The organism is Rhodopirellula sp. J20-39, assembly GCF_057365095.1.
This window is the reverse complement of sequence record NZ_CP195123.1, coordinates 5,931,426-5,955,090: the sequence shown is the minus strand read 5'-3', so window position 1 is coordinate 5,955,090 and position 23,665 is coordinate 5,931,426. Positions and strand designations below refer to the sequence as shown.

Below are 23,665 nucleotides of genomic sequence, written 5' to 3'. Positions count from 1 at the left end.
GAAGATTAAAACTAGCTGCCGATTTACCGCCATTTGGTTGCTCGGGTGCATGACGTTGTTCCTCTTTCCGCCGCTCAACGCGATTGCCAATGATGACCTGATCACACAGGTCGAGGCCGATCGGGTGGCGGCGGTTGCCAAGGCGATGCCATCGACGGTGTGTGTCTTTGTGCCTGGCGGGGGCGGTGGAGGATCAGGCGTGTTGATCTCGCCGGACGGTTACGCGTTGACGAACTTTCACGTTAGCAGTCCGGCGGGGACCTACATGCGATGCGGGTTAAGCGATGGCAATGTTTATGATGCTGTGATCGTGGGCATTGATCCGGTAGGCGATTTGGCTCTGATTCAGTTGCTTGGTCGCGATGACTTCACGACGGCGGAATTTGTGCCGAGTCGTTCGGTAAGGGTGGGCGATTGGTGTTTCGCGATCGGCAACCCGTTTTTATTAGCGACCAACTTGCAGCCGACCGTAACCGCGGGGGTGATCAGTGGCGTGCAGCGATACCAGTATCCGTCGGGCACCTTGCTTGAATACGGCAGTTGTTTTCAAACCGATGCATCGATCAATCCGGGCAATTCCGGTGGTCCTTTGTATGACGCCAATGGTGACCTGATCGGCGTGATCGGTCGGGCTTCGTTTGAAAAACGAGGTCGCGTGAACGTCGGGGTTGGCTATGCCATTTCGGGTGACCAAGCCCAGAACTTTCTTGGCTGTTTGCATAGCGGGCGAATTTTGGATCACGCAACGCTGGGGGCGACCGTTGGAACCGATGACGATGGCAGCGTGCGAGTGACCAATATTCTTGCCTTTAGCGATGCACATCGACGTGGGTTGCGGTACGGCGATGAGATTTTGGAGATCGACGGACATATCGTGCAAACCGCAAATGATGTGCAGAACCTATTGGCGACGTTCCCCGCCCAGTGGCGAGTGCCGGTTACGTATCGCCAGGATGGGCAGTTAATTGAAACCGTCGTGCGTTTGGCAAGCGTTCACCGCGGTAGTGAGTTGCTCGAAAAGATGAAAGCAGCGCTGCCTCCACCGCCGCCGGCACCACCGAAACCAAAGGAACCGGCTGAGGAAGACAGTGATGATCCTGCCGACGAATCCGACGGTGAATCTGGTGAGAAAGCGGAGCAAGAATCCGACGGTCGGTCGAAGGCGGGACCGAAGGATGCTGGTGGCGAGCCGATTCCGGAAGTCGCCGTCGAGCGAATTGAGCAACGCAAGGGTTTTGCGAATTACTTCTATAACCAGAAACAGCAGACACGCTTCATCGATCAACTTCGCCAGCAATTTAGTAGCGTGACACCGAGTTCATCGACCTGGAAGCTGACTGGAAAGATAGAAACCAGCGATAGCGATGATGTCAACTTGTTTGAGATGACGATTGATCGAGACAAAGCGGAGTTGAAGTTGGGCGGTCGCCGGCTATCGGCTACCACGCCGGACGAGTTCGTGCAGACGGTGGATCGTCCATCCGCGGGTGCGTTGATGGCGGGGATGCGGTCGCTTTATCGAATGCTCGAAATGGGGCCTGATCGTTACGGCGAGACCTACTACTGGGGCACGGCACCGTTGTTGGGGCAACGTCCGCTACGAGATTGCACGGTAGGGATTCACGACGCGTTGGAGACCCGTTTTTTCCAGCATCCAGCGAATCGAAATTTGGAGGTCATCGAAGTTTTCGCTGATCGGGATGCGGATCCGGCAGAGTTGTGGCTCGATCCACCAAAGTGGGTGACGCAGTTCGGAACCGTCAAACCCAATGAGCAGCCAACAGTTGAGCCCAACGCGGAACTTGCATTGCCGAAGCAGATCCAATTGCGGTTCGGGTTGCAACCGATGGCAACGATCGACATAGAATCTTGGACGTCAATTCCAAGCGATACGAAGGGAGTGACCGATGAAAACTAAAGTGATCGATGCCGCCGTATGGGCTCGGCCAATCAGTCGCCCCACTCGCTTTGCGATGAAGGTTTCGACTCAGCGTTGGCTGGACTTTCGTTTTGCTTGTTTGGCCTTATTAGCTTGTTTGGTAGGCGGTCCAGTAATGGCCCAGCCATCGCTGTCAAAATCAAGCGAACCGGCGCAGCAACGTGTGGTGAAGATTTATGGCGCGGGTGGTGTCGGCGGGCTTGATGCTTATCAAAGCGGTTTGTTGGTTTCACCGATCGGACATGTTGCAACAGCTTGGAGTAGCGTGCTCGATGTCGAACCCATCGTGGTTTTAGGAGACGGTCGCCGGTTCGAAAGCAAGATTGTGGGGTTTGAACCTTCACTGGAATTGGCGGTGTTGAAACTGGACGCCAGTGACTTGCCATACTTTGAGGTTCCCGATGGGAATGCTGCGGAAGCAAGCGACGCGGGAGTGGATTCGCCCCAGTGGGGCGATCCGATATTGGCGGTCAGTAATTTGTTTAATATCGCAACCGGAAACGAACCGGCGAGTGTCTTGCAGGGACGGATTGCCGCCCGAAGCGAGTTGGATGCTCGACGTGGCACGTTCCAAACCGCCTATCGCGGCGAGGTGTGGTTGCTTGATCTGGTAGCCAATAACCCCGGTGCAGCCGGTGGTGCCTTGGTGAATTTGAACGGCGAATTGGTAGGGATGCTCGGTAAAGAACTTCGCGATCGTAAAACGGGCGTGTGGTTGAACTACGCGATTCCGGCCGACGTTCTTCGCGGGCCCATCGGTGACATTATCGCGGGACGAAAGACCGTCTTGCCAGCGACTGACCGGCCGTTGCTTGCCCGAGACCAGTCGCATTCCACCGATACGTTGGGGATCGGATTGATTCCTGATGTTTTGGAAATGACCCCTGTTTATGTCGACACCGTTGTCAATGACTCTGCTGCCAAGCAGGCAAGTCTGCAGCCTGATGATCTTGTCTTGTTAGTCAACGGAACCCGTGTCGCTCACCAGCGTGCCTTTCGTGATCAATTGCGACGTATTGATCGACGGGACGATGTTGCTTTAACCATCCAGCGTGCCAACGATATTCTTGAAGTGACATTGCGACCATGAAATCCTTTTCAAGTAAGACGTTTACAAGTCTGGCATCGAATGTAGCCGGGAACGTAGTCCGTGTTGCGTGCGTGGCATGGATAGGCATTTCGCTGATTAGCCCTGCGATGTGGGGCGGTGTCACTGTTGGATTTGCGGACGAAGCAAGCCAAGCGGTGGAGTATCAGCAGGCGGTTGGGGAGCGGATTCGCAAGATCACTGGCGATGTTTTACCGTCGGTTGTCAGTATTGAAGTCATCGGTGTGATGCAGTCCGATGGCGAAGTTCGACTCGACGCGCCCACGACCGGCGTCATCGTCGATGCGGACGGCTACATCATTGCGTCGTCCTGGGTGACGCAGGGGGAAGCGGCTAGCATCATCGTGACGACCGATTCGGGGACGCGGTATCCTGCGACGGTCGTTGGGCGTGACGAACACCGTGAATTGGTGTTGTTGAAAATCGATCCTAAGGAAGCGGCGTTGCAACCGGTCGTGCTCGAAACCAACGTTGTCGTTCCGCCGGTGGGTTCGACTTTGGTTGCTGTGGCAAGGTATGGCCAGTCTGGCGTCCCGATGGTTAGCAGCGGAGTGATGTCAGCCGCCGAGCGGCTCGATGGGACGGCGATCCAGTCGGATGTGCGGATTTCCCCGACCTACTATGGTGGTCCGCTGATGGACTTAAACGGCAATATTGTCGGCATCGTGATCCCGGCTGTGGGTGAAAACGGTGCCGAAGATTCCACCGCTTGGTATGACTCGGGGATTGCGTTTGCCGTTCCGGGGGATGTGATCGCGGCGAAGCTAAACCGACTTCAACAAGGTGAAACGATTCAAGCGGGAGTGCTGGGGTTTGTGATTGGCGGTGCGGATCCGTACGCGCCGGGGACCACCGTTTCTACGGTGCGGAAACGGTCGCCCGCTGAACGAGCTGGATTGAAGTCAGGTGACGAATTGATCGAAGTGGGCGGTCGCAAGGTTCGTCGACGACAAGAAGTGAAGCTAGCTTTGGGCCGCTTTGATGCGGGAGACCAGGTTGCCATTCGCTATCGCCGCGATGATGCCGAAGACACGGTTCAAGTGACGTTGGTGGAGACGATCGAGCCTCTTCGTCCTCAGTCATTGGGCGTCACTTTGGACGAGCTGAAGGTGACTGCTGTCCTTGAGGGTTCGGCTGCCGATGGGCAATTGCAGGTTGGCGACATCTTGGAATCGCTTGATGAAGTTGAAATTGAAGACGAAGCCAGTTTGCGGCAGCGAATGTGGGCGGCGGATCCGGAAACGGAAATCAAGCTCTCGATTGCAAGACCCGTTGGAAGCGATGTGGGGCAAGATAAGGATGCGGGCCGGGACGAAAGAAACAAGTCAATCACGATATCACTTACACCTTCATCTTGGGCTGGGCCGTTGGCTTTGCGATCGGTTGATTCTTTGCCGATCCAGTCCGAAACGAAAGCTTGGAAACACACGGAGTTACGGCTTCCGGATGTCGGCAATCAGGCAACGTTGTGGCATCCCGACGAGACCGTAGCGGCGGTTTCAACAGACGCGGATGAGGATGCTGAGTCACCCGAACAAGCGTTGTCCGGTCAGTCGGATGCATTGATGGTCGTGTTGCTTTCGCCGGAGAAGCGGGATCCAAAAAAGGAAATGGAAGGCTGGCAAGAAATGGCCCGCGGCCACAACGTCGCGGTTTGCATGATCGCCAGCGAAGATGTCGAGCGGTGGCAGTTAACGGCGACCGACGCGGTGACCAAGATCACGACGGCCGCAATCAAACAATGCGGTGTCGATCCGAATGCGGTGGCGATTGTTTCACCGGGAATCTTGGCCGCCGATGGATCGGGCGGAGCGAAAGCGTCCGCGCCGGCCGACTCGATGGTCATGGCGGTTTCGCTGTCGACTGAAAATATATTCCACGGCGCGGCTTTCCCGCATTGGGTTCGACCGCCAGCGATTCGGCTTCGCCGAGATGCACCGATGCGATTGTTGAGAGTCCTGATCAACCAAGAATCCGAGGAAGATTGGCCATCTTGGACCGAAGCGATCAAGCGGATTGGGTGCCCGATTCAGACCGCGGACCAGATCGACCAAGCGGTCTTGCTGGATTGGTGCCGTAGTTTAAGGCTGTTGTAGATTGCCGTTTGTGGCGAGCCCCGATGCTTCGCTGCGAGGCTAACCCAGCTTCAGTCGATCTTTAAGAAGTCGTTGGTGTAGCAATCCGCTGGCTTGATCGATCCGGCGTCGGATAGTTCTAGTTCTGCCATTTGGTCGACTAGTGTGGTCCAACGTTCCGCTGTCATCAGCCCTAGCTTTGCCTGACGCTCCGGCGACACTTGATCGGATTGTGTTTCGTCGTCGGTTTTCCAACCGGGATAGGCTAGGTCTCGCATCTGTTGGCTGCCGAACTGCAGGACTTCGGGAGTCATGCCGTGCTTGTTGGCCGATAAGATCGCAGCGTTGGCTTCATCGGGTTGTTCCAGGAAGTTGACCCATCCAGCCTGTGTCGCTTGTACGACTTTCGCGACCAATTCCGGCGAGTTTCGAATCATGTCACCGGTGGTTACCAGGACGCTTGAGTACGGATTCCAGCCCAGGTCGCTGACCATCAATGTGCGCACTTCCAGTCCCTGTTGTTGAGCCAGTAGGGGTTCGGCAACGCTATAGGCTTGAACGGCGATCTTGGGATCGTTCACCATGGCCGCGATCGAGTTGAAGTAGGGGACTTCGCGGACGCCTTCGAGATAGCCTCGAGTTCTTAAAAACGGCAAGAAAGCCCGTCCGGGTTGGCACTGCAGGGTCATGCCGGCTAGGTCTTCGAAACTCTCGACGCCACTGTCGGCGCGGACCAGCAAACATCTTGGGTGATTCTGCATGGCGGCCAAAACGGCCACGATGTCCGCACCTTGAGATCGGAACAAGACGACGTCATCCGCGTTAGTAATCGCAAATTGGCTTCGCCCGCGTAATAGCTCGGGGGCAACTGGTGTTTCTCGGCCTCCCGCACGGATCGTGACGTCCAGTCCCGCCTTTTGATAGCTACCGTCGACGGACGCTTGGAAAGCGCCACCGTGCTCGACTTCGGGATACCAGTTCAACTGGATGCTAACGGGCGTCAAGTTCGAATCGGATTCAACCGTGTTCGATGAAGAGTTGCATCCACACGCAACAATAAAGCCGGCCAGGCCGATGATCCATGAAACTCGATTCATTCGATTACTCTGTATGATGAAAACGACTTAATAACAACATTCCAACCAGCTCAACGGCACCAAACAAGATCAACCCCAGCAAGGTTGAAACCCCGAGAGCTGCGATCAGTGCGTCCGTTTGTAGCAAGCCCTGCCACGCCGTCATCAACGCGCCCAATCCCGTGTAGGAGGCGCCGTTGCTGACAAAGAACTCGGCAACGATTGCACCGATTACCGCCAAACCGCTGCTGATGCGGGCTCCCAACAACAAAAATGGCATCGCTGTGGGAAGCTGCAGACTCCACAGGGTTCGCCAGCGGGAGGCACCGTAAAGTTGAAACAGATCGCGGTGTTCGGGTTTTGCTGAGCGTAGGCCAGTCGTGACATTGTTGACGATTGGAAACAAGCAAATCACTACCGTTGCGATGACCGCAGTCCGGAATTCGTAACCGCTCCAAATGATCAATAGCGGGGCAATCGCGACGATCGGTACGGTTTGTAAGAACACAACGTAGGGAAAGAACGCTCGTCGCAGCATGGTGGATTGGCTGAAGACCAGTGAGATCAAACTGCCGATCACGGTTGCCACCACAAGGCTAACCGCAGCGGTAAACAGGGTGACGCTTCCAGCGGTGATTAGTTCGGTTCGGCGTTCGATGCCTGCTTCCAAAACTTGTCCGGGAGTAGGCAGCAAGATCTTCGGGATGTCAAACCACTGCACCGAAAAGTGCCACAGCGTCAGGCCGATCACCGCGACCAAGATCGCACTGACGCTGCTGAGCAACCATTCGCGTGATCGTTTCGTCATGACGCGGCCGCCTTTCGCAGTTCGTCGCTGACGACACCAAAGAACTCACCGAATTCCGGGGTTCGGCGAAGATCTTCGTCAGGAAAATCTTCGCCAGGAATATCGTCGTCAGTAGGCGAATGGGTAGGGGGAGCGTTGTTTTGCTGAAGCGGGTTGTCCAGCACGGAAACCAATCGACCTTGGTGCATGACTCCGATTTGATCGCTTAGCTGGATCGCTTCAGCAATGTTGTGGGTAACCAGTACCATGGTGAAGCGATGTTTCCGCCACAACGCGGTTACCAAACTGCCTAGTTGCGTTCGCAATAGATCGTCCAACGCCGCGAACGGCTCGTCGAGCAGCAGTAACTCAGGCTGTGTCACGAGTGCGCGGGCGATAGAGACTCGCATCTTCATGCCGCCCGATAGTTGGAATGGGAATCGTTTGGCCGCATCGGTCATCTCTACTTCATCGAGTGCCTGTCGGGCGAGTTCAGCGCGGACGAATGGTAAAGGTTTGGTTCCGGAATGATGTGGACTGAGTTCGAGCGGCAACTCCACATTGGCCAGGCTGCGTCGCCACGGTAATAGCGCTGGTTGCTGGAAGACAAACGAGGTCCGTGGTCGTTTGGACGACGTATCGAGTACGCCATCGGTTAAAGGTTGCAAACCTGCAATGACGCGTAAGAGCGTTGTTTTGCCGCAACCGCTTTGTCCGACCAAAGCAAATCGCTGTCCCGGTTGAATTTGGAGTGTGACCTTTGAAACGGCATCGATTTCGCCATCAAAGCGAACGGTAGCGTTGCGGCTATGAATCGAAACCGAGTCAGACAAAACGAGCGAGCACCGGAGTGTTGAATGGGGTAGCGGGATGAAACAGCGGGAAATGCTTTTTAAACGGGGATACGCTTCGGAGGCTACTGATGGCGATGTCCGCGGGCGTTCGTCTTTCGAATTGCATGAATCTCAAGTGGGCTCGTTCAGCGGCGATCTGATGCCTGGGTAAGACGCCCTTGGTCCCGGCAAACCGCATCGCGTCTGTGCGAGAGAAAACATTCGCGTATGTTTTAGCCCGCTAGCGGCGTCAGGGGAACGATTCAGTCGATGGTTTGAAACGCTCTCTGCATTCAGGCACTGGGATTCTTCAGAGTTTAACCGCCAGGCAAATCGCTGACAGGTGGACGCGGCGCCGCTGAGCAACGACGATAGAAGCCGCTTTGATCATTGACGCATCGCGTTTCGCTGGAAAACGAGTCTCCTCCCATGCAACTGCACTGCCTTGGTACCGCCGGCTACCATCCCAGCGAAACCCGTCATACGTCGAGTTATTTCCTGCCGGAATCCGGGGTCGCGTTGGACGCGGGAACCGGGATGTTCCGATTGCCAGAGCGGATTGAAACTTCGACGCTGGATATTTTGCTGAGCCACGCCCACTTGGACCACGTCGTCGGACTGACTTTTCTGTTGGGAATTTTGTATCAGCGTCCGGTCGATATTGTGCGAGTCTGGGGCGAGAAAGAAAAGTTGCTGGCCGTGCAGACGCACCTGACCAGCCAGTACTTGTTTCCGGTTGAATTGCCGGTGCAGTGGTGTCCGATCGACGATCTAAGCAAGATCGAGCTGAATGATTGCCAGGTCACATGGCGTCAGCAAAATCATCCCGGCGGGTCGGTCGCTTATCGCATCGATTGGCATGACGGAAAGAGCCTGGTGTATGCGACTGATTCTATTGGCGATCATGACGACGCCACGCTTGGCTGGATGGGGGGCACTGACGTGCTGTTGCACGAATGCAACTTCCATGATTCCCAAAAGGATTGGGCGATTAAAACTGGGCACTGTTATCTGCAGAAAGTCTCTGAGATCGCCGAAAGTGTCCAGCCGACCCAGTTGTTGCTAACGCATATCAATCCAGTCGACGAATTAACGCTAGCAGCGGACGACCCTAGGTTTGCCATGCCTGTCTCGATCGTGGCCGATCATGATGAGATTTCGTTTTGACGGTGTTGAAGGCGTAAAATCGGGCTCTTTTGTCGTTTCGGTGAAACAAGCGGATTACGGTAAATAAGACCCACCGTTTGGGGCGTCAGCGGGTGGGCTTAGCGTGAAAATAGAGCTCCGAGATACGGCGGAAATGGGGCTGTCGTTTGCATATTGAGCGGGGGCATGGAATAATAGAGCCACGCCATGCGACCGAGGGGATTTGTCTATCTCGAAGGTCGTTCTCTTCTGTCCTCTCCTCGGACCCAACTATGAACAGACCTCGAACCGGTTTTACCCTTGTTGAATTGTTGGTGGTCATCTCGATCATCGGAGTCCTGATGGGCTTGCTCTTGCCAGCCGTTGGTGCCGTGCGAGAGACCGCTCGCCGCAATACCTGTGCAACTCAGATCAAGAACTTGCCGCTGGCCGCGATTCAATATGAAAATGCAAAGGGCGAACTTCCCGGCTATGTAAATAAGTTCGGTGTGTTTGGGGCACTTAATGGCTCTGGCGAATACGTTGCAGCAGCAGATCCTTCGGAAAGCGTGGCAGAGTCGATTGCCCCCCACCTTAAGTTGGGAACATGGGCAGTTGCCCTACTTCCATGGTTAGATGCACAGCCAACCTACGAACATTGGTCGGAAGATCGTTATCCGATTTCAACAGCTGGTGGTGGTGAGTATGAACCTAGTTCAGATTCTCATTTCACCGGAGTAGGTTTCCATCCTCTCGCCGCTCCTAATTTGGCGATCATGCAATGTCCAAGCAGCCCAGTTACCGAGGGCATGTTGGGAAAGAACAGCTACATTAGCAACAACGGTTACCAGCACATCTTGTTTGCTTCCTCAGTCACAGTGAGAGCGTCATTCCAGGCTTCTCAAGATCGTGCAAATGGCACTTTCAATAGCAAGTACAATCGAAATGCTGGCAATGCCATTGAGCAGGGCCCCGCATTTCGCCTGGATGACATCAAAGATGGTGCAACAAACACGATGCTGTTCAGCGAAAACTTACAAGCATTTCCTTGGCACCGAGTCGGTTTCGTCAATTTTACGAATTTGGGACTTGGTACAGGAAATGTTTCCGGCGATCTCAATATGCGAGCCCGTACAACATCGATCGCGGGAGACGACTTCCTGACAGCTGCGCGGTTTACCAATGGGATGGTCTGGCATTACGAAGATACGGGGGGCCTTGGTTCCGCTCCTGCCGTGACTCCTATGCATCGCATTAACGGTGGTGGAGCGACCGTCTCTGATGACATTTATACAAAGGTCATCGCTGAAGGCGTTGTGGCGGATGCGGCAACACTTGCTCGTCCTTCCTCGGCCCACATCGACGGTGTGAATGCCGGTTTCGCTGATGGACAGACTCGCTTTATTAGCGATTCGATTGACTACCGAGTCTATCAAGCGTTGTTAACACCACGCGGTAAAAGCAGTAACGTGCCTTGGCCTGAGTATATCTTGGACGAAGACGCACTTTAGTGCTTTAGCTCGCATCCATTGATGCTTAGCCACAAACTTTAAGGCGGTACCTCTTGGTGCCGCCTTTTTTCGTTTCCAAGCCAGTGCGCCTACCGCATTTGACCTGGGGATTGACCGTAATGGACGTAATTACGGGGCTTTGACGCAGTTGAAGTAGAACGGACTGGTTGCCTCGTTCACTACCCTGTTTCTGGGTGGGACGGATTCGTTACTTCATCCACTGCTTTGTTTTGGGTGTGGATGATCGACTAGTAGCCCCAGCCGCCTCGGATCATGAACGACTCGTTTAGGCTTTGGTCGTCTGTCGAGATTTCGTATTTGAGTTCGCGATCGAATACCACGCCGGCTTCGATAAACGCTTTGCGTTGCCCCATGCGGATCTGATTGCTCAGACCCCATTCGAAGCCAAAAGTGACGCCGATTTGATTGATGTCAACGCGTTCTTCCACGTCATTGGCTCGAGTCATGGTCCATGAGTCGCCGCCGTACTCTCCAGCTAGGTACCACCAGACATCTTGGGTTCCGATCGTACGCCAGTAGCGGGCAAACTTGGGTTCGGGGAAGAAGAGGTCAAAGCGGGTGTACGGATCGGGTTGCCAGAGCAGTCCGCCGGCGGGCAGCATTTTGATGCTGTCGCGGTCGAGATAGTAGACGCCGCCTTTGAGTGTTGTTGTGGGCGTCAGCCGGAAAGCGATCAACCCTTTACCCATGACTCGGATGCTGTCGCTGTTGAATGTGTCGAAATCGGTGTAGGCACCTACACGGACACCAAGTTCGCCGCCGACGATTTGGTTGGGATCGGTTTGCCAGCCAAAGTCGAGGAATCCGGCATAGGCATTGGCGGGAAGATCACGTGTGCTGGTAGCGGTCGTGATCGGCCCATCGAATAAGTACAGCGAGAACGAGGGCACGATGTACAGCGGGCGGTTGCTATAGAGGAAATTGTTCCAGGCGAATCCCATCGAGAAATCGGTCTGGTTCATGCCCACTTCATCGGTGGCGTCACCACCACTGATCCAGGTGTGACGTAGCCGTGGTCCGTGCAGAACTTGGTAACCGGCGAAACCGCCGGAGGGAATTAACGCGTTGGGGCCGCTGAATCCGCTGGGGAACAGCGACGTGGGTGAGCCGGACGGGTATGCCGACGGTGGGAAAGCACTGGACGATGGGGCACCGAGAATCGGACCACTGCCGTACAAGTCGCCTGCCGGTGGAGCGTCACCGTAGATTGGAGGTGCGGAATAGGTCGCGGCCGTGCCGGTGGGTGAACCGTACGGGATGATCGATCCGGACGTTGATGGAAAACCGGATGCGGTGGGATATCCGGCGCCCTGGTAGACACCGGCATTGGCGGATGAGCCGCGAAACCAGTTGCCTGAAAAGAGGCCGTTGAGGAGTCCGCCGTTGGGATAGGCCGGGTTGCCGCCCGTTACAGCATTAGGCGAGAAAGTGTTATTGGGCGAAAACGTGGTCGGGCCGGATGCGTACGTGGGTGGGCCGAGAGGGGTGGGGGTGCCAAGCGGTGTGATGGTGGTCCCGCCAACGCCAGAACCGGTGAATCCGGATCCCGTGAATCCTGAGCCGCCCGGGTTGGATGCGTAGGGATCAAAGCTGGGCGTGGAAAGCGGCGCAAGTCCAGATGGCGGTGGAACGCTGCCACCGGGGTATAGGCTTCCGCTGGGATAGGTTGCAGCATTGGGCGAAGTGGGCCCAATCGGCGAAAGGTTCGTTTGCGGGGCGGATGAGAAACCGTTTTGGGCGGTGGCGGGACTGGTGGTCATCAAAAAAGAGACCAGAACCGCTCCGATGGCCCAAAGTTTGCTTGGCCTTACCGCGACTGCGTATCGCCCCCCTGGCCCAACACGCCTTCTTGGAGGGCGGTTCAGTGGCTGTGATTTTCGGTCGTTCGACGCGTGGGGCAAACAGGAAACTCCGGTTAAACTCTTCGTTGTCACGAAACTTGAGTCGATTTACCGATTTTTCCAAACTTCCGTCAAGACAAACCACCGAGTGAAATCCAATGGAAGACCTCGATATCTCACAATTAGCCGAATACCTGCACGTTACGCCGGAACAAATAAAAAAAATGGTTACCCGCGGAAACTTGCCAGGTCGCAAAGTTCGTGGGGAGTGGCGATTCAACGAAGCCGAGATTCATCACTGGCTTGAAGAGCGGATCGGTTTGAGCGACACCGCCGAACTGGACCAAGTTCGGGCGGTCTTGCATCGCCAGTCCGACTCCAATCCGCGGCCTCTGACGGAACTTTGCACCGTCGACACGATTGCAACGCCCCTTTCGGCTCGAACTCGGGGCAGCGTGATCCGGGCGATGGCGAACTTGGCCTCCACAACCGGAATGTTGTGGGACGCCCCGGCGATGGCCGAAGCGGTTGCGGATCGTGAAAAGTTGCATCCGACGGCGTTGGACAACGGGGTGGCGCTGCTTCACCCTCGTCGCCCGCAAACTTCGATTTTGGCCGATTCGGTGCTGGCACTGGGGATCTGTCAGGCGGGGCTGCCGTTTTCGGATCGCGGTCAATTGACGGATATCTTTTTCCTGATCTGCTCTTACGATGACACCAGTCACCTGCGTATTTTGGCGAAACTGAGTCGTTTAGTCGCCAACGAAGACTTTCTAGACGGGCTGCGTGCTGCGGAATCGCCGGGCGATGCCTGGGCGATCTTCCGAGAAGCCGAAGCTGTGGTGGATGAAAACCAAACCTTCTAATCAAAACAGCACGTCCGGCGTTGCAATAGCCGAGGATCGGTCTGTCGCATCGAAAAATCCGATCTGTTGTGACGCCGCACTTTGGATTGGCGATACCCGTCATGCTGAGTTTGACAGCTTGTGGCGAACTTGTCAGTCGTCGTGTGATACGATCGCGGTTCGTCCCAGCATCGAAGCGGCTATCGCTCAGCCACCTCGCGGTGAGGTATCCCATGTCATTGTGGCTCAGACCAACCGCCATGATTCAGCTTGCTTGGCAGTCGATACGTGGGTGACGGGACGCCAGGTTCAGGATCATCCGGTATCGCGATTGCGTGCTTTGTTTCCCAACGCAAGATTACGCGTCGTGCGAGGTCCGTTGGTTGCGTCTTCGGTTCTATTGCCAAATGCTACTGCGGCAGGACCGGCAAATTCTGACGCTTCGTCGTTGTGGATTGAAACCATCCGTGTCGAGGAAGCTACGGCTGATCTTACCAACTGGTTGTCGTATCGCAGTGAACTGGATGACGTTGCCGAACTGGGCGAGCTACCAGGCTTGCTGATCGTTGTATCGGCCGAGTACAGCACCGCAGAAACAATCTTCGACGCGATCACAGCACACGTATCTGCGTCGGGACGATCACGCCCCGCAATGTCTTGGCGGCGCTCGATCGTGCCCGACCCGTATCGCCCGCCGGCGACCATTCTTTGGGACGACTCGATTGCGAAAGCTGGTTCGGTAGACCAGTGGCAAGCCAGGCTAGCCGTCGCCCCGGCATGCCATCACGTTTGGATGACCGGCGATGCTACGACGAATCAGCGTCAAGCCGCTATGGAAGGTGGGATTCATCTGGTGATTGAAAAGCCAGGCCGGTTGAGCAATTTGCTGGCCGCAGTGGCGGCAGCCTAACGTCTGGCAGCACGACCAAACGGGCCGCGACTAGAGCTTCGGAATCGGTCGCTTGGGAGCCCGCTTGAGCATCCGTTTCTGGTCGTCATTGGGCGCTGGATTGTTGTTGTTATTGCCCGGGTTTCGATTCCGCGGTGGGTTCGGATCGGTGAACTCTTCCGTCCATTTCCAACCGATCGGTGCTTCCAGTTCTTTCTTCGCCAGCAAAGCCCATGGCGTATCCGGGTGTTGTTCGATCACGCCGGTGAGGTACTCGCGAGCCTTGTCGGCTTCACGTTGCCATTTACTGCCCACGTTGATTTCGTCGCTCGGAACAAGGATCCAGGTGTTGTTCTTTTTGTCTTTGAACGGCATGCCTCGTTTAGCTTGGGCCAATACCGCGTTGTAGGTTTCGGTGCGAACTTTTTGCGCCAACACACGACCGTAAGCCAGGTCGAAACCGGCTAACCATCGCGGACTGGTTTCTGTTTCTCGCCCCGGCAGCCCTTGTTCAAGGGTAAACGCCATCTGCAGCAACTTGGGCTCGAGTGGGGCCGCATCTTGTTGAGCTTTAGTTAGATCGCCGGCCAGTTGTGCTTCGTTCGTTTTCACGAATCGAGTTTTGGGGCGTTGGATTCCGTCCACATTCGGGATCGCAGCCGCTTTGACCAGAGCCGCACGTAATGGGCTGTTCTTTACTGCTGCGATGTAATCTTGTTGTGAAACATAATCGGGACGGTACCGGACCATTGCGGACGGATCAAAGAAGTACCGCATGTCCGACGTGAACGCTTCGATCTCGTTGCGGCGGACTTCGCGGGAAACATTGCGTGATGGGTGGACGGTGAAGTAGATCCCTCCCGTTTCGTAACACAATCGGGTTAGGCCGTACGGGCCAAAGCCGCTGTCGATGACCGGTTCCTGTTCGAAGTTGCCGGTGAAGCTCAGTTGCAGTCGTTCCGGCAGCAAAGTCTCGGGCCCTTGGTCAACTTGCGCCCACGCCGGGGTTTGGTCGTACTTGGGGTCCGGGTCGACATACTTCACCAACGTGTGTTCTTGGCCGAAGGGAGCCGGGACACCAATTACATAGACGGGGATGCCGAGTTTGCGGCACGAATCGATAGATGATTCCAATCGCATGCCGTCATCGCCTCGCTCGTCCGTCACGACCACGAACAAGACGTTTCGTTTAGGACCACGTGGACCGACGTTGCGACGCAAGGATTTGTATTCTTTGGCCGCGGCTTCCACAGCGGTGAAGACTCGCTCGACGCCAGAATTGTCGACCGGAATCTTGGAGACGATGGATTTGATGGTGCCCAGGTCTGCGGTGGGTTCTTCGGTATACAGTTCGACCTTTTCGCCGAAGCCGATGATGGAGGTCAGAACGCGTGCCTCTTCCTGTGGCGACTCGGTGTCCTGTTTGCCTCCATCCAGGATGCCGAGTTCTTCGTAGATTCGATTGAACCGGGCGCGGATGTCGGATCGTTGTCGGGTGAGTGATCCGCTTTGATCGAATAGCCACACGATCAAAGTCGGGCGTTCTTCGGCCGCTTGCATGATTTCAAAGGTGATCTGATCGACCGCCCCGGCTGCCCCAGCGGTGCCTTTGCCTGTGCTTCCTTTTTGTGTCTCGAGACGCTTTTGAGGTGCGACAGGTTGGTTGAAGAGCCGGTTGACCATGATCTGGCCCAGATCGGTCGGCTGCAAATCGACAGGATTGGGGATGTCGGCGACCTCGGCGAAGACCTCAGCGGATGCTTCGGCCATGTCCAGTTCCGCCATCGCGTCGCTGCCGATTGCCGTTTGTGGCGTATCGCTGACGACGATCTCTTCAATGACCTCGATTTTTTCTTGGTATTCCGGCGGCGTCGAAACGATCACCACGGCTTCGTCGTCGATGGGCGATTGAAGCTGAAAGAGCGCTAGGGTCAGGAAAATGATCAGATGGACCTGCATGCTGCCGACCATCGCGATTGTTTCATCGGAATCCCAGACCGACTCCACGATCACATCCGAATCAGAGATTGGATTCCCTGTATCGTTTGCGTTAGGGGATTCCGTGGTACTCGCTGGAGCGGTTTTCATGGACGTCTACCGAATTTTTGGTTTCAATTCCGAGAGGGGCTACTCAAAGAAACGTTTTGTGGGACGATTTGAACCCCTCATTATACCCAGATCGGGAATTAGATTGATAATCGACGGAGAAAACGAGAATTGAGCGGACGATTAATAGCAATTGGCGATATTCACGGATTCAACGAGCCATTGCGGGCGTTGATCGATGAGATCGCGCCGACCCCTGAAGACGTGATTGTAACACTAGGGGACTATGTGGATCGTGGACCGGATTCCAAAGGCGTGATCGATACGCTCATCGAATTGGCCCAAGCAACTCAGCTTATCCCGTTGATCGGCAATCACGAAGAAATGATGCTCAACGTGGTCTCCGGCGAACAGTCGCATCACGGATGGTTACGTTACGGGGGGGTAGAGACCCTGGATAGTTACGCTTTTGACGGCGAAATGGACTTTTTGCCACCCGAGCACGTTGAGTTCTTTAACTCGTTGGCGGATTTCTTCGTTCAGGACGACTACTTTTTTACTCACGCCGCTTACGATCCTTCGCTCGATTTTTCACAGCAGCCGGTTGAGTTGTTGCGTTGGCATTCTTTGCGAGCAGGCATTCCGGACCCCCACATGAGCGGCAAGATCGCCGTCGTTGGACATACTGCCAGCGAGAATGCGACCATTCTCGATGTGGGCCACTTGGTCTGTCTAGATACGAACTGTTATGGCGGCGGGTTGCTGACCGCGATGGAGATGACGTCCCGCCAGGTTTGGCAAGCGACCCCCGAAGGCCAACTGGTCCGTTAGGTCGTCAGCGGGTCAAGTCGTAGCGGGCCAAGTCGTCAGCGGGCCAAGGTGAACTATTACGTCAGCAGACGCGTAGGTGCGTGCTGCACACACGCATTTGTCGGTTGAGTCGACCGGTATTCGTTATCTTTCGGGTTGGTTTGGTATGAAGACGTTTTTGGCTTGTTTGATCTTCGCCGCCGTCGGTGCGACGGTTGCTTGGAAAATCAATTACGACCGCTACGGAAAATACGAAGGCTATTTTGGCCCGATGGATTTTCATGGGGAAGTAACGGCAGCCAACGCGATGGCGTCCATGCGGAAAAACTGGACGGATACGGCGACGCCAAAGGTCGAGTTGCCCGACGGAAACTCATTCGACTTTGGTGTGATGAGCCCCGGTGAGGAAGGCGAGCACATTTTCGTCGTCAAGAACACAGGCGAAGCTGAGCTCTCGTTGAAGGTGGGAGCATCGACATGCAAATGCACGGTCGGTGAATTGGGCAAGGAATCGCTGGCACCGGGCGAGCAAACCGAGGTCAAAATGAGCTGGACAGTCAAAACGAACGAGAGTTCGTTTGGTCAGTCGGCTGAACTTCGCACCAATGACCCCTCTAATGTCGCGATTCGTTTTGAAATCAGCGGTCAAGTCGTTCGCCAAGTTCAATTGGTGCCTGAGCAGGTGACCTTCGGTGAGGTTGCGGCCGGTGAAAACGTTGATGTCGAAGTGCGAGTTTTCAGCTACTTGGATTATCGAGTGCGAGCGGGTGACGCGAAGTTCTCTGACGAGCTATTGGACCAATTGGCCAGCATCGAAGTGGAGGAGTTTGAGCCTTCCAAGGACGATGGGGTCAACGAAGCCGCCAAGCAAGCTTTCCTGGTGAAGGCCCAAATTGAGCCTGGATTGAAACAGGGGCCTGTTAACGACAACATTTCGTTGCAATTGGTGCGGCTGGACGCGGATGGCAATGACGCTGAAGAGCCAGCGGATCCAGACGCGGCAGGTAACGATGACGAGGCGGGTAACGTTGACGACGCCTCGAAACTTTACGTCTTTGCCCCGATTTCAGGCCGGATTGTGGGGGCACTTAGTATGCTGCCCAACTCGAAGCTTCGCGGGGTCAGCGGTGGCGGTTACATCTTCGATTTTGGCAAAGTGGAAAAAGACGATTCTCTAACCGCCAAGTCGTTTGTGTCGCTGAAAGGCCAGTACAAAGACTCAACCAAGTTGAAGATTGGTGAGGTCAGCCCCGCTGAATATGTGGAAGCGTCCCTGGCTAAGCCGATCGGTCGTGGGCAAATGACACTTTACGGATTGACGCTAAAACTCAAGCCTGGCGCCGAAAAGGTCGAACGACTAGGAATGAACCGAGATGATTACGGCTTTGTAATGATTGAGTCCGACAATCCGAAAGTTCCGCCGCTGAAAATGAGACTGAAATTTTCTCTCTCGGCGCGGTAGACTGGCGGGCGTCGCGTCGCCCTGAGGAATTTTATGTTTTCGTTGTTAGTGAATCGTTGTTCATCCGTAGCCGCTATGGCTTGTTTGATCGCTGTGGGCTGCGATTCGCCTAGTTCGGTGAAACGTGCGAGCACCGCACGCGCGGGGGCTGAATCGGCACCGCAATCGACGGCAACGAAGCTCAGCCAGCGGCCTGATCAATCTCAATCCGCTACGGCGGTCGCCGAACAACGGATTCGAGCGGCGTATTTGTCCGCTTCGGAACCTGAGAAAGTTGGCCGCGGGGTAATTTCGCAACCCGCAGCACTTTCTGCCACTCGGGTGGCTTACCGGGCCGCATCCCCTCGGATGACTGGCGATTTGCCGGTCTCCATCTCGCCTATGGAGTTTGGCTCGCTGGACTTTGTAGACGCGTCAGAAGACGAAGCCGTGCAGTTGGTTGCCGCTCAAACGGGTGAGCCAGTCACCGAAGAAGAACCGGTCACTGAAAAAGATGCCGAGCCGGAAGACACGGACGCGGGCGACCCCGACACAGGCGACTCAGACACGGGCGATCCAGCCGGTGGCGAAAGCAAACCGGGTGAAAAAGACGGCGACAAGAAAGACGAAACAGCCGAAAAGAAACCGGGTAAGTTCGATGGGGAGATCACGGTCGATGACATCGACGTTGATCAGGATGCTTCCGTCGAACCGTCCGCATCGGATTGGGAAAATGCTGAAATCGTGCCGACGCCTGTCGCGATTCCTGAAATTGTCGCGGAAGTCGTGCCAACGCCACACGGGATGCCCGAAGGGGCCCTCGCGGAATCGCAGTCCGTTCGCAAGCCGCCGATTACTCCTCGTTCGCGAGCAGATGTCGTTGCTGTGCAACCGGCCGCCCCTGGACTGCCTGTCACACCGATCAAAAATTCGGGTGTTCCTGCAATGACGGCTTCGAGTGAAGTTGCCAAAATTGCGGAAGCAAAACGTCCCGAGTTCAGTACTGCGGAGACGGGAAACGGGAATCCAAATGGCGCCCAGCCTGGCGAGGTCGCCAATCGTCCCGCACCTGGAACGCCACAAGCACTGGTGGCTGATTCGGTGCCCGGAGCGGTCGCGGGTTCTGGCGTTGGCGGAGGCCCGATTGATTTCAAAGCTTGGCCCAAGCCGCAGGTTGCGTTGTTCGTCACCGGTCAACAACACGGTTACATCGAGCCGTGTGGGTGTACCGGACTGGATAAGCAGAAAGGTGGCGTGGCTCGTCGGATGACGTTTGCCAAGGATCTTCAAAGTTCCGGTTGGGATTTGGTGCCGATCGACGCCGGTAACCTCATTCGCCGCTTTGGTCGACAAGCGGAGATCAAGTTTCACCGATCCCTCGAAGCTTTACGAAAGATGGGGTACGTCGCGGTTGGCTTTGGTCCCGATGACGTGCGAATTAGCGTCGGTGACCTGATCCAAGAAGCGGCCGCCGAAAAGCCCGAAGACATGGTGTACGCATCCGCCAATGTGGTGCTCGTTGACCCGTCTTTGATGCCGTCTTACCAGTTGATCAAACGAAACGGTTTGAAGATCGCGGTGACGAGCATTTTGGATCCCGACGCACTCGATGCTCCGTTGAACGAAGACATTATGCTTGGGGCTCCGGTCGATTCAGCCAAGGAAGTCATCGCCAAGATCCAAGGCGAGCAACCCGACTACACCGTGCTGACCTATTACGGAAAAGACGAAGCCGCCAAGAAGCTTGTTCAAGCGGTTCCTGGTTTTGACGTAGTGGTCGTTGCAGGCGGTTACGGCGAACCGACTTACCAACCGGAAAAGGTAGAGGGCACCGAAACCCAATTGATCCTGACTGGTGACAAGGGCATGTACGTCGGGTTGATTGGTTTGTACGCCGACGGTCCGCTGAAGTATGCCCGTGTGCCTTTAACACATGAGTTTGCCGATGCACCAGAGATGCGACAGTTGATGGCTGAATACCAGTTTCAGCTTCGTGATCTGGGGCTAAGGAACCTAGAAATCAAACCGATCCCTCATCCGTCGGGACGTAACTTTGTTGGCTCGGAAGCTTGTGGTGAATGCCACACGACGGCCTACGGCATTTGGGAAAACTCACCGCACTTTAACGCAACCGAAAGCCTGGTTCATCCGGGGGAACGAAGCGATGTGCCGCGTCACTTCGATCCGGAATGCATCAGTTGTCACGTAACCGGTTGGAACCCACAAAATTACTATCCCTACGAGACGGGATACCTGAACTTAGAAGCTGACAAGCATTTGCACGGTAATGGCTGTGAGAATTGTCACGGCCCCGGGGCAGATCATGCGGCAGCGGAAAGCGGATCCGTGAAGGTCAGCGATGCGGTTCGTGATCAGCTTCGTGCTGCGATGCAGTTGCCGCTGGAAGACGCTCGCGAGAAGTGCATGGAATGTCACGACTTGGACAACAGTCCCGACTTCCACGAGGAAGATGCCTTCGACGACTACTGGGCCGAAGTCGAGCATTACGGCGTCGACTAGGTTGGAGCGTCGCAAATCACGGCTTCAGAAGGCACTGTCTATTAAAGGCATTGTCTATTAGCAGTGCATCGCAAGCCGCCCAACGCAGGTTGTCCATTGCAGGTTTCTCAGTACGGGGCGTCTGTAGACGGGCGTCCGCCAGCGTTCCTGTCGAACGGACTCTGTGTCGCTATGCTCCTTTGTTGGGGCGGTTGTTGCGGCGACCGGTCGGTGGTGTCAGTTCGTCCTGTTTGTCGGTGCTGAGGATTTCATCGGTACTTTGCGGGTCGATGTTACGACACGTTTCAGTCAGGCGATCGGCTATGTCGTCGAGCCAGTCTTCCCACGTTTCAACAGTCGTGCCTTCGGGAGGAATGTTGGCCATCTCGTCGAGCAACAGGATCATCCGGAGACAGTGCCGAAACAGGATGCCCTCTTCCTTTTGTAGTTTGCGTGTCACGACGTAGCGATCGAAGTCTCCGTTGTATTCCAATAGTTCGCCAACGATCCAAACCGGACGTACCTGCACGTCTTCGACTTTGGGGTACTCGTCGCGGAACAAACGCAAGCATTTTTCGCCGATGGTCAGCGGCCACACTTTGGGCTCATCGAACATCACGCGACCGAATCCGCGGTTTTCCACCTCTTCGTCCTCCTCCTTCTCGCCGCCACCGAGTTCGTCAATGGTGGCAAGGCCGCGTTGTAGCAGCAGTGGATCAAGCTGGGTGGTAGCGAGCGTTCCTGGTGGCATGTCTTCGATACGCGGCATGCGTGTGAATCGGGCGACAGTCCCCGGGACTTCTAGCACGCTTTCGAGGATCGCGATGCGTTCATTCTCGTCAGCGATGGCGAGGTGGTCGGCTAAGAAGACCCCGAACAACGGGTTGATGCTTTTCAACTGAACTAGTCGTTCCAAGCGATTCTTGGCGGTCGCGGTTTCAGGTCGATACTCGTCCAGTTCGTAACCGCGATCGGCGATCGCTTTGCGTTGTGCTTCGGCGGCGTCGGCCTCATTCTCTGGCGTCGGTTTGGCAGCTTCCGGCGGTGTTTCCGGCTCGTTTTCTCGCATGGTGTCGAGGAGTTCACCGAATAGGCCTGTTGATGCCGGAGGTTGTTCGGCGTGTTTGGCCTCGAGTGCACGAACAATGTCGCCTGGTTTGGCTGCTTTCTTATCCCCGGCGACCGGCGGTGCTTTGATCGCAGCGACTCGGGGCGGCGGAGAAAGCTCAATACAACCGCTGCGATCAAGTGTGATCAGCATGCGATTGAGGTCTCGCTGGGCAGATTCGATACCTTTGGGTGGCATCAAACGGCGACCCACCAAGTCGCGAATGGGTTGGATGTTGGGGTCTTTGGTGATCAGGTAAGCAAGCAACCGCCAGGGCAACTTACCGCGGCTACCCAGGTCGGCGGACTTAGCGGATTGCAGTTGCTCGAACTGCGTTGCCGTCCAATAGGTTTCGCCGGCTCGCCGTTTGGGCATCTTTTTCTTGAGCTGCTTGCGAGCTTTCAGAAGCCCAGGATCTTTGGTGTCTTCGGGAATTTGGTCGAACTTTTCTCGCCAGCGATGCAGCTTGACGTCGTCTTCGTGAGCGAGGGCATACACGTAGCCTCGGTCATCAAATTGTGGCCGCCCGGCTCGCCCGAAAATTTGTTGTGCCGACGCCGTTTCGACCAGTTTCTTTTTGTCTTTAGGACCCTTCAAAAGGCACGGCAACACGACACTACGAGCGGGCAGGTTGATACCGGCGGCAAGTGTTTCAGTGCATACGCAAATGCTTAGCAGCTTCTGTTGAAAGAGATCTTCGACGATACGCCGGTAACGTGGCAAAACGCCGGCATGGTGAACACCGACTCCACGCATCAGGATCTGTTTTAGTTTTGGCCCCACGCCGGTGGAAAAATCAGCCGCGTTAAGAATGTCGGCCAGTTCCGCTTGTCGTGACTTGTCGATCAGCGATTTGCCTTTCAGCATTTCAGCCGTGGTCCAGCACTGGGATCGACTGAAGCAAAACATCAATGCTGGCGTGCGGCGTGCGTCTTCGTCCCCAGCAGCGATCTTTTCGGCGAAATCGTTGAGCAGTTCGTCTTCCACCCACTCGTATTGGAGCGGGACTTTTCGTTCGGTGCCTTGGACGAGTTGCAGGTTCTTGCCGTGTGCGTTGCGCAACCAAGTTGTGAACGCGAGAGAGTTTCCAACCGTTGCTGACAATAGCAATAGCCGTACGTGTTTAGGCAGTTGACCGAGTGTCAGTTCCCAAACGATGCCACGTTGGTAGTCGTTGAACGAGTGGAATTCGTCCATCACGACGCAGGACACATCGTCGAACGAAAACTGTTCTGGATTAAGCAATCGATTGAGCAGGATCTCAGCGACAACGACCAAGACGGGGGCGTCTGGATTGACGGTACGGTTACCGGTGACCAAGCCAACTTGATCGGCCGAAAAGCCCCAGCGGACGGCGGACTCGCGAAGCTCATCCAGTTTTTGATCCGTCAGTGCGATCAACGGCGTCGTGTAGTACATCCGCGTACCGTTTCGCAAAGCCTCGTAAACGGCGGCCTCTGCGATGAGCGTCTTGCCGGTTCCTGTCGGCGCGCAAACGAGGACACCATGCCCGCCCGTCTTGACCGGGTCGCCGGTGAAGTAGGCCAGTAACGCTTCTTCTTGGACTGGATAAGGCTCGTAGGGAAGCGTCTCGAAGTACTCTTCGGCCAAGGTGTCGCGGTCAATCGGTTCGCTGTTGGTTTCCATCGTTCCGGTATTCTTGGCAGTGTCCTGAGGGTCAGATGGCGGTGTGTTCGGGGTGCTCATTCTG

16 protein-coding genes are annotated in these 23,665 nt (G+C 55.6%); 10 read left to right on the top strand and 6 right to left on the bottom strand.

Annotated features, from left to right (window positions below; genetic code table 11):
- The first annotated feature begins 49 nt into the window (after positions 1 to 49).
- The 3 genes from ACR3ZL_RS21705 (at position 50) to ACR3ZL_RS21695 (ending at position 5,143) form a co-directional block, all read left to right on the top strand.
- The gene (locus ACR3ZL_RS21705) at positions 50 to 1,918 is read left to right on the top strand and encodes a S1C family serine protease (protein WP_473653493.1); all 1,869 of its coding nucleotides are present in this window, start codon (positions 50 to 52) and stop codon (positions 1,916 to 1,918) included.
- A 136-nt stretch (positions 1,919 to 2,054) separates the two neighbouring features.
- Positions 2,055 to 3,029 carry a S1C family serine protease gene (locus tag ACR3ZL_RS21700; RefSeq protein ID WP_473653494.1) on the top strand — a complete coding sequence of 325 codons (975 nt, stop codon included), beginning with the start codon at positions 2,055 to 2,057 and terminating at the stop codon, positions 3,027 to 3,029.
- The gene (locus ACR3ZL_RS21695; protein ID WP_473650996.1) at positions 3,026 to 5,143 is read left to right on the top strand and encodes a PDZ domain-containing protein; all 2,118 of its coding nucleotides are present in this window, start codon (positions 3,026 to 3,028) and stop codon (positions 5,141 to 5,143) included. The genes ACR3ZL_RS21700 and ACR3ZL_RS21695 overlap by 4 nt, the downstream gene beginning before the upstream one ends.
- Positions 5,144 to 5,193: 50 nt before the next feature.
- On the opposite strand, the gene ACR3ZL_RS21690 is transcribed toward ACR3ZL_RS21695, so the two are convergent.
- The 3 genes from ACR3ZL_RS21690 to ACR3ZL_RS21680 are packed head-to-tail and all read right to left on the bottom strand — an operon-like array spanning position 5,194 to position 7,818.
- Positions 5,194 to 6,219 carry an ABC transporter substrate-binding protein gene (locus ACR3ZL_RS21690; RefSeq protein WP_473650997.1) on the bottom strand — a complete coding sequence of 342 codons (1,026 nt, stop codon included), beginning with the start codon at positions 6,217 to 6,219 and terminating at the stop codon, positions 5,194 to 5,196.
- Between the two features lie 4 nt (positions 6,220 to 6,223).
- Complete coding sequence (locus ACR3ZL_RS21685; protein WP_473650998.1) at positions 6,224 to 7,006, bottom strand: ABC transporter permease; 783 nt, start codon at positions 7,004 to 7,006, stop codon at positions 6,224 to 6,226.
- Complete coding sequence (locus ACR3ZL_RS21680) at positions 7,003 to 7,818, bottom strand: ABC transporter ATP-binding protein (RefSeq protein WP_473650999.1); 816 nt, start codon at positions 7,816 to 7,818, stop codon at positions 7,003 to 7,005. The genes ACR3ZL_RS21685 and ACR3ZL_RS21680 overlap by 4 nt, the downstream gene beginning before the upstream one ends.
- 429 nt (positions 7,819 to 8,247) lie before the next feature.
- Here ACR3ZL_RS21680 and ACR3ZL_RS21675 point away from each other — a divergent pair, with 429 nt between their 5' ends.
- A complete protein-coding gene (locus ACR3ZL_RS21675) occupies positions 8,248 to 8,985 on the top strand; it encodes an MBL fold metallo-hydrolase (RefSeq protein WP_473651000.1) in 738 nt (245 codons plus the stop codon).
- A 251-nt stretch (positions 8,986 to 9,236) separates the two neighbouring features.
- Positions 9,237 to 10,454 carry a DUF1559 family PulG-like putative transporter gene (locus tag ACR3ZL_RS21670; RefSeq protein WP_473651001.1) on the top strand — a complete coding sequence of 406 codons (1,218 nt, stop codon included), beginning with the start codon at positions 9,237 to 9,239 and terminating at the stop codon, positions 10,452 to 10,454.
- Positions 10,455 to 10,702: 248 nt separating this feature from the next.
- Here the strand turns inward: ACR3ZL_RS21670 and ACR3ZL_RS21665 are convergent, their stop codons facing one another.
- Positions 10,703 to 12,235, bottom strand: a complete 1,533-nt coding sequence (locus tag ACR3ZL_RS21665; RefSeq protein ID WP_473651002.1) for a hypothetical protein — start codon at positions 12,233 to 12,235, stop codon at positions 10,703 to 10,705.
- Between the two features lie 239 nt (positions 12,236 to 12,474).
- On the opposite strand from ACR3ZL_RS21665, the gene ACR3ZL_RS21660 reads away from it, so the two are divergent.
- Together ACR3ZL_RS21660 and ACR3ZL_RS21655 are read left to right on the top strand one after the other, a co-directional pair.
- Positions 12,475 to 13,182, top strand: a complete 708-nt coding sequence (locus ACR3ZL_RS21660; RefSeq protein ID WP_473651003.1) for a PTS sugar transporter subunit IIA — start codon at positions 12,475 to 12,477, stop codon at positions 13,180 to 13,182.
- Positions 13,163 to 14,071 carry a hypothetical protein gene (locus ACR3ZL_RS21655; RefSeq protein WP_473651004.1) on the top strand — a complete coding sequence of 303 codons (909 nt, stop codon included), beginning with the start codon at positions 13,163 to 13,165 and terminating at the stop codon, positions 14,069 to 14,071. Before ACR3ZL_RS21660 ends, ACR3ZL_RS21655 begins: the two co-directional genes overlap by 20 nt.
- Positions 14,072 to 14,101: 30 nt before the next feature.
- Here ACR3ZL_RS21655 and ACR3ZL_RS21650 read toward each other — a convergent pair whose 3' ends face one another.
- Complete coding sequence (locus tag ACR3ZL_RS21650; protein WP_486172960.1) at positions 14,102 to 16,138, bottom strand: vWA domain-containing protein; 2,037 nt, start codon at positions 16,136 to 16,138, stop codon at positions 14,102 to 14,104.
- A gap of 129 nt (positions 16,139 to 16,267) precedes the next feature.
- Between ACR3ZL_RS21650 and ACR3ZL_RS21645 the strand changes: the two genes are divergently transcribed.
- The 3 genes from ACR3ZL_RS21645 to ACR3ZL_RS21635 all read left to right on the top strand — a co-directional run bounded on the left by ACR3ZL_RS21645 (position 16,268) and on the right by ACR3ZL_RS21635 (position 20,867).
- Positions 16,268 to 16,927 (top strand): metallophosphoesterase family protein, encoded by a 660-nt coding sequence (locus ACR3ZL_RS21645; protein ID WP_473651006.1) that lies wholly within the window; start codon positions 16,268 to 16,270, stop codon positions 16,925 to 16,927.
- Between the two features lie 76 nt (positions 16,928 to 17,003).
- Positions 17,004 to 18,368 (top strand): DUF1573 domain-containing protein, encoded by a 1,365-nt coding sequence (locus ACR3ZL_RS21640; protein WP_473651007.1) that lies wholly within the window; start codon positions 17,004 to 17,006, stop codon positions 18,366 to 18,368.
- 33 nt (positions 18,369 to 18,401) lie between these two features.
- A complete protein-coding gene (locus tag ACR3ZL_RS21635) occupies positions 18,402 to 20,867 on the top strand; it encodes a multiheme c-type cytochrome (protein WP_486172959.1) in 2,466 nt (821 codons plus the stop codon).
- 169 nt (positions 20,868 to 21,036) lie between these two features.
- Here ACR3ZL_RS21635 and ACR3ZL_RS21630 read toward each other — a convergent pair whose 3' ends face one another.
- Complete coding sequence (locus ACR3ZL_RS21630; RefSeq protein ID WP_486173602.1) at positions 21,037 to 23,601, bottom strand: DEAD/DEAH box helicase; 2,565 nt, start codon at positions 23,599 to 23,601, stop codon at positions 21,037 to 21,039.
- Positions 23,602 to 23,665 lie beyond the last annotated feature (64 nt).